This is a genomic window from Kitasatospora sp. NPDC058406 (assembly GCF_042722765.1).
GTDB lineage: Bacteria > Actinomycetota > Actinomycetes > Streptomycetales > Streptomycetaceae > Kitasatospora.
Genome location: NZ_JBHXKE010000412.1, coordinates 1 through 4688 on the forward strand (window position 1 = coordinate 1; position 4688 = coordinate 4688).

The 4688-nt window shown below is 68.6% G+C and carries 10 protein-coding genes; 6 read left to right on the forward strand and 4 right to left on the reverse strand.

Annotation, left to right across the window (positions count from 1 at the left end; genetic code table 11):
• Nucleotides 1-42: 42 nt before the first annotated feature.
• Genes ACFWOG_RS39650 through ACFWOG_RS39665 form a run of 4 tightly spaced genes read right to left on the reverse strand, consistent with a single transcriptional unit; the run spans nucleotide 43 to nucleotide 1579 of the window.
• Nucleotides 43-234: a DUF397 domain-containing protein gene (locus tag ACFWOG_RS39650; protein WP_380364495.1), complete on the reverse strand. Its 192-nt coding sequence runs from the start codon at nucleotides 232-234 to the stop codon at nucleotides 43-45.
• Between the two features lie 57 nt (nucleotides 235-291).
• On the reverse strand, nucleotides 292-483 hold the full coding sequence (locus tag ACFWOG_RS39655) for a DUF397 domain-containing protein (RefSeq protein ID WP_380364497.1): 192 nt from the start codon (nucleotides 481-483) through the stop codon (nucleotides 292-294).
• Nucleotides 484-531: 48 nt separating this feature from the next.
• Entirely contained in the window at nucleotides 532-723 is a 192-nt protein-coding gene (locus ACFWOG_RS39660; protein WP_380364499.1) for a DUF397 domain-containing protein, read from the reverse strand.
• The gene (locus ACFWOG_RS39665; RefSeq protein ID WP_380364501.1) at nucleotides 716-1579 is read right to left on the reverse strand and encodes a helix-turn-helix domain-containing protein; all 864 of its coding nucleotides are present in this window, start codon (nucleotides 1577-1579) and stop codon (nucleotides 716-718) included. The genes ACFWOG_RS39660 and ACFWOG_RS39665 overlap by 8 nt, the downstream gene beginning before the upstream one ends.
• 315 nt (nucleotides 1580-1894) lie before the next feature.
• Between ACFWOG_RS39665 and ACFWOG_RS39670 the strand changes: the two genes are divergently transcribed.
• The 6 genes from ACFWOG_RS39670 to ACFWOG_RS39695 all read left to right on the forward strand — a co-directional run bounded on the left by ACFWOG_RS39670 (nucleotide 1895) and on the right by ACFWOG_RS39695 (nucleotide 4666).
• A complete protein-coding gene (locus tag ACFWOG_RS39670) occupies nucleotides 1895-2263 on the forward strand; it encodes an ATP-binding protein (RefSeq protein WP_380364503.1) in 369 nt (122 codons plus the stop codon).
• The gene (locus tag ACFWOG_RS39675) at nucleotides 2260-2508 is read left to right on the forward strand and encodes a hypothetical protein (RefSeq protein WP_380364505.1); all 249 of its coding nucleotides are present in this window, start codon (nucleotides 2260-2262) and stop codon (nucleotides 2506-2508) included. The genes ACFWOG_RS39670 and ACFWOG_RS39675 overlap by 4 nt, the downstream gene beginning before the upstream one ends.
• Nucleotides 2496-2714, forward strand: coding sequence for a hypothetical protein (locus tag ACFWOG_RS39680; RefSeq protein ID WP_355405529.1), 219 nt, complete (start codon nucleotides 2496-2498; stop codon nucleotides 2712-2714). The genes ACFWOG_RS39675 and ACFWOG_RS39680 overlap by 13 nt, the downstream gene beginning before the upstream one ends.
• Nucleotides 2711-2983 (forward strand): hypothetical protein, encoded by a 273-nt coding sequence (locus tag ACFWOG_RS39685; RefSeq protein ID WP_380364508.1) that lies wholly within the window; start codon nucleotides 2711-2713, stop codon nucleotides 2981-2983. The genes ACFWOG_RS39680 and ACFWOG_RS39685 overlap by 4 nt, the downstream gene beginning before the upstream one ends.
• Before the next feature lie 238 nt (nucleotides 2984-3221).
• Nucleotides 3222-3794 carry a papain-like cysteine protease family protein gene (locus ACFWOG_RS39690; protein WP_329882036.1) on the forward strand — a complete coding sequence of 191 codons (573 nt, stop codon included), beginning with the start codon at nucleotides 3222-3224 and terminating at the stop codon, nucleotides 3792-3794.
• 20 nt (nucleotides 3795-3814) lie between these two features.
• Nucleotides 3815-4666, forward strand: coding sequence for a hypothetical protein (locus ACFWOG_RS39695; protein ID WP_329948588.1), 852 nt, complete (start codon nucleotides 3815-3817; stop codon nucleotides 4664-4666).
• Nucleotides 4667-4688 lie beyond the last annotated feature (22 nt).

Below are 4688 nucleotides of genomic sequence, written 5' to 3' on the forward strand. Positions count from 1 at the left end.
GCTCGGCGGGGCGGGGCTTTCGTGCTCCGGATCGTTCGGAGGTCAGGCGTGGTGGTCGAGTTCGCCGGCCTTGATGACGTGGAGGAGACCGGTGAATGCGGTCGGGGTAGTGCGGAGGATGACGTCTCCGTCGTCGGACTCGCGGAGCTCGATCAGCCCGTCCGTGAGACGTACTTCGACGCACTCGTTGTTCGCTGCGCTGTAACTCGACTTCTGCCAAGCATGGGTGCTCATGGGGCCTCCGCGATCTGGGTGGGGAGGGCATCGGCGCTGCAGTTTCACCGCCGGAGGTTAGACATGCTGGTCGAGTTCGCCGGCCTTGATGGCGTGGAGGAGGTTCGCGAAAGCGACTGGGGTGGTGCGGAGGATGACGTCCTCGTCGTCGGACTCGCGGAGCTCGACGATGCCTCCAGCCGGTCGGACCTCGACGCACTCGCTGGAGGCGCCACTGTAGCTGGACTTCTGCCAAGCATGGGTGGTCATGGGGCCTCCGTGATCTGGGTATCGACGCTACAGATCCGCCGCCTGTGGTCAGGCGTGGTGGTCGAGTTCGCCGGCTTTGATGGCTTGGAGGAGGTTCGCGAAGGTGATGGAGTCGGTGTGGACCATGACGCCGGGGTCATCGGACTCCCGCAGCTCTACCGCCCCATCGACGGTGCGGATCTCGACACACTCGTCGTGTGCACCGCTAAAGGTGGACTTCTGCCAATCCTGGTCAGGCATACCTACCCTCAACTTCCTTCATGACGGATCGAATGAGCTCCAGTGACTCATCCTCGGGTAGGGCGGTGGCTTCCAATCGAGCGAACACTGATCGGTAGCTTGCCAGGTGTGCTGGCGAGTCGAAGAACTGGACGGCTTGGGCGACGTCCATCTGTACGGTGTCCAGCTCGGGGGTCACACCCTCGGCGAAGGTGAGGTTCTCGCTGGACCCGGGAAAGGTGTCGGCGCTGAACGGCATCACCCGGATCGAGACGCCAGACATCTCGGAGGCACCTGCGAGAGCGGAAAGCTGCTCCACGAGGATCCTTGGTCCACCGAACTGCATGCGCAGTGCTGCCTCGTGGATGAACGCCAGGTAGGGGACCTGCTGAGAGTGAAGGACCTGTTGCCGCTTCATCCGGAATTCGGTTCTCAGGTCGATGTCTTGCTGTGTGGGAAGTGGCGTGGCGCGCGCGAACACCGCTGCGGCGTAGGAACGCGTCTGGAGAAGACCGGGAATGTACGTGGTCGTGCAGGTGTAGAGCCTTCGGGCGTGGCCCTCGACCTCTGCCACTTCGAGGAAGTCGGTCGCCAGGGCTCCCCGGTACTCCTCCCACCAGCCCTTCTTTCGTTCCACCGCCATGTCGGCGAGGGCGTCGATCAAGGGAGTGTTTCTGCACGCGCAGGCGGCGGCCACCGTCCGTAGCCTGTCGGAGCTGACGCCGATCTTGCCCGTTTCCATCTGCGTGACCTGCGTGGGGTTCAGCCCGAGGGCGCGTGCGAGCTGACTGCCGCCGAGACCGGCCTGCTCTCGCATCTTCCGCATCTCGGCGCCCAGACGGCGCTGGCGCAAGGTCGGGTCGCGTCGAAGCGGCATGTCGTCCTTTCGGGGTGGCTTGGGACCAGTCTGCCGCGCGCGCCATGAGGCGGTCCAACCATGCGTGGGCGGCCCGGATACTGCGGTTCCCCCGCAAGGGGGAATCTTCCAGATCGCGCCTTCAATTGAAGACGCTCTGGGCTATCGTCAATGTCACAGCGATCCGACGGGTCGTCAGTAACGCTTGTTCGTAAGGGCGGCAGGCGCCTGCTGCCCTCTCGCACCGCAGAGCAGCCATGGCCGGGCCTGGCTCACGGTGACGCATCCGCCGACGCTCACCCTCCCCACTCGCACGACCTCACTCGGAGGTTCCCCATGCGTGCCTTCAACCCGCCCGACTGGTCCGCCGCCCGCGAGGAGCTGCGGGACGTGCTCGCCCTCGCCTGCTGGCCGGACGACCTGATCCGCGACGCCGAACTCGCCCTCCACGAGCTGTACGTCAACGCCTGGCGCCACGCGGGCTGCCAGGCCCCGACCGTCGTGGTCGTCCTCCTCCCCACCCGCACCGTCCGCGTCTCCGTCGCCGACGACAGCCCCACCCTCCCCGAACCCCGCACCTCCGCCGACCCCTACGAGCTCTCCGGACGCGGCCTCCACCTCGTCCGCTCCCTCACCCACCGCTTCGGCGCCGACCCCCGCAAGTCGGGCAAGCGCGTCTGGTTCGAGCTGGACGCCGCCGCGTGAGCCCGGAACCGATCGCGCCGGACGACCCCGTCATCCGCACCTACACCGACGCCGAGGTCACCGCCCTGCTTGCCGAATTCCACGAAGCCGGCCGCCCGTTCGGCATCCGCTGGGGCTCCGCCGCCACCCTCCCCGGCACCGTGGACGGTCGCATCCTGATCGACTTCGGCAACGCCCCCGTCGCCACCCTCCTCAACCTCCTCCGCCTCCTCCGCGAAAGGACCGACCCGCGATGGGAGACCTGATCCCCATCCCGCGCCCGCACATCGAGCGCACCACCGTCCCCTACCTCACCGTCGAGTCCGTCCCCGACGCCGACCTCCAGCTCCGCTTCCCCGTCGACCTCGACATCAACGCCGCCCCCGGCGACCACCTCGCCGTCCCCCTCACCCGCGCCCAGGCCCGCGACCTCCTCGAAAGCCTCGCCCACCACCTCGGATACCTCCGATGACCGACTACCTCGTCGCCACCGCCTTCGCCGTCCTCCTCGCCCTCGCCCTCGCGACCGTCGTCGTCGGCGTGGTCACGAGCCTGCGGATCGAGGACACCCCACCCCCACCCCCCATCACCCGCCACGGCCGCTGGGAACTGCGCCACCACCCCGACGGCACCACCGAATACGCCTGGATCGCCCGCCAGGCAGGCCACTTCAGCCCCGAGAGCAATCCGATCCCCGAGCAGCGGCAGCATCCCCGGGGCCGCCACCGCATACCCCGCTGACCGACCCGCGCTGCCCGGGCCGACCCCGGCCCGGGCCGCTCGGACGACACAGGTCGCCGCGCGTCCGGTGGAATCCAGGCGCCCCAACGTCCCTCTGGCTACGCACATTTCAAGCCATCCAGCTCTTATATGGCTAACAACCCCTTCGGCTGTAGTTTCCACGAGCCCCCTGGGGATCGGCGGCGGTCCGCGCTCTCATGTCGCTGGGCACTCACTCGCCCCATGGGAAGGCAGGGATATGAGCAGATTCAGGTTCGCGGCCACCGGACCGGCCTTGGCGCTGGCGGCCTCGGGGATCCTCCTGGCAGCAGGCGGTACGGCCCGGGCGGAGGCCGGCTACGACCAGATCACCATGCTGAAGCAGGAGAAGAGCCAGTGGTGCTGGTCGGCCGCCGGGCTCACCATCGCCAAGTTCCAGGGATTCGGCACCACGCAGGCGGACTTCTGCGACCGCGCCTCCCAGTACAGCGGCGGTCCGAGTTGCAACAACCAGCCCGCCACGCTCGGGGACATGGCCAACGCCTGGTCGAGCCTGGGCCTGTCCAAGACCGGTACCGGGATCAGCAGTGCGGCCTCGTTCGCCCAGGTCACCACTGACGTCAAGGCGGCCCGGCCGATCGGCGCCCGAATCGGATGGACCTCCGGCGGTGGCCACATGAACATCGTCTACGGCTTCGACACCTCGAACAACACCATCGCCGTCGCCGACCCGTGGCCGGACACCGCCACCTACACGTGGTGGAACTACGGCGACTACGTGAACAACAGCTCGTTCAAGTGGACCCACTCCCGTACCGGCATCTCCCGATAGACAGAGAAGGAGGGCGACACATGCGTGACCAAGGAATGCCCGTCAAGCGGGAGACCATTCGGTTCTCCCGGCTGCCCATCGTCCTGGCGCTGAGCGCGTCCGCACTGCTGTCCGCCGTCGGCCCGGCCCGCGCGGCCGACATCCCTGACTACCAGGCCGCCCTCGACCTGGTGAAGTCGGCCGACGTCCGCGACGCCGTCTGCCGCTTTCTCGGAACGCCGCTGCCCCAGGGCGGATCCGACACCGTGGTGACGATTCCCGACACGGCCTCGCCGTGCGAGGGCCTGCCCGCGTTCACACTCAAGGACCCGCTGGCGGTGAACGAGATCACCCCGGGCTTCGCCGCGGGCACGGCCCCGCCGCTCCCCACCGAGGCCATCAGGCTGAGCCACCTCGTCTCCTCGCTCAACGCGACCGTCAACGACCGCACCGCCACGGTGCTGCTCGCCCCGACCGAGGGCGGCGGCTGGCACCTGGCGGGGGTGCGCGACGGCGACAGCGACGCCACGTACGCCGGCAAGGCGGGCTTGGGCACCCTGGTCTTCACGGAGCCGCAGATCCGCGGCTGGTACCAGCTGAAGCTCACCACCGTGGAGCCGCTCAACGACCAGGCCCGGGAGGGGCTCGACGGCCAGTCGGCGGTGTCGCTCGCCGACTACCAGAAGCTCCTCAAGGCCCGTTACGCCGACAAGCTGCCCGGTTCCGAGTACGACACCCGGGGCCTGTCCAGCGGGTACGGGACCACTGACCGGGCAGCCGACCCGTCCTCCCGGACCCCGTTGCTCGCCGGCGGCTCGATCGCGGCGCTCGCCCTCGTGGGCGGAGCCGTCGTCCTCGGCCGGATCCGGCGCCGGAACCGCGACACCGCCTGAGTCCCACGTCGCCGCCCCGGAC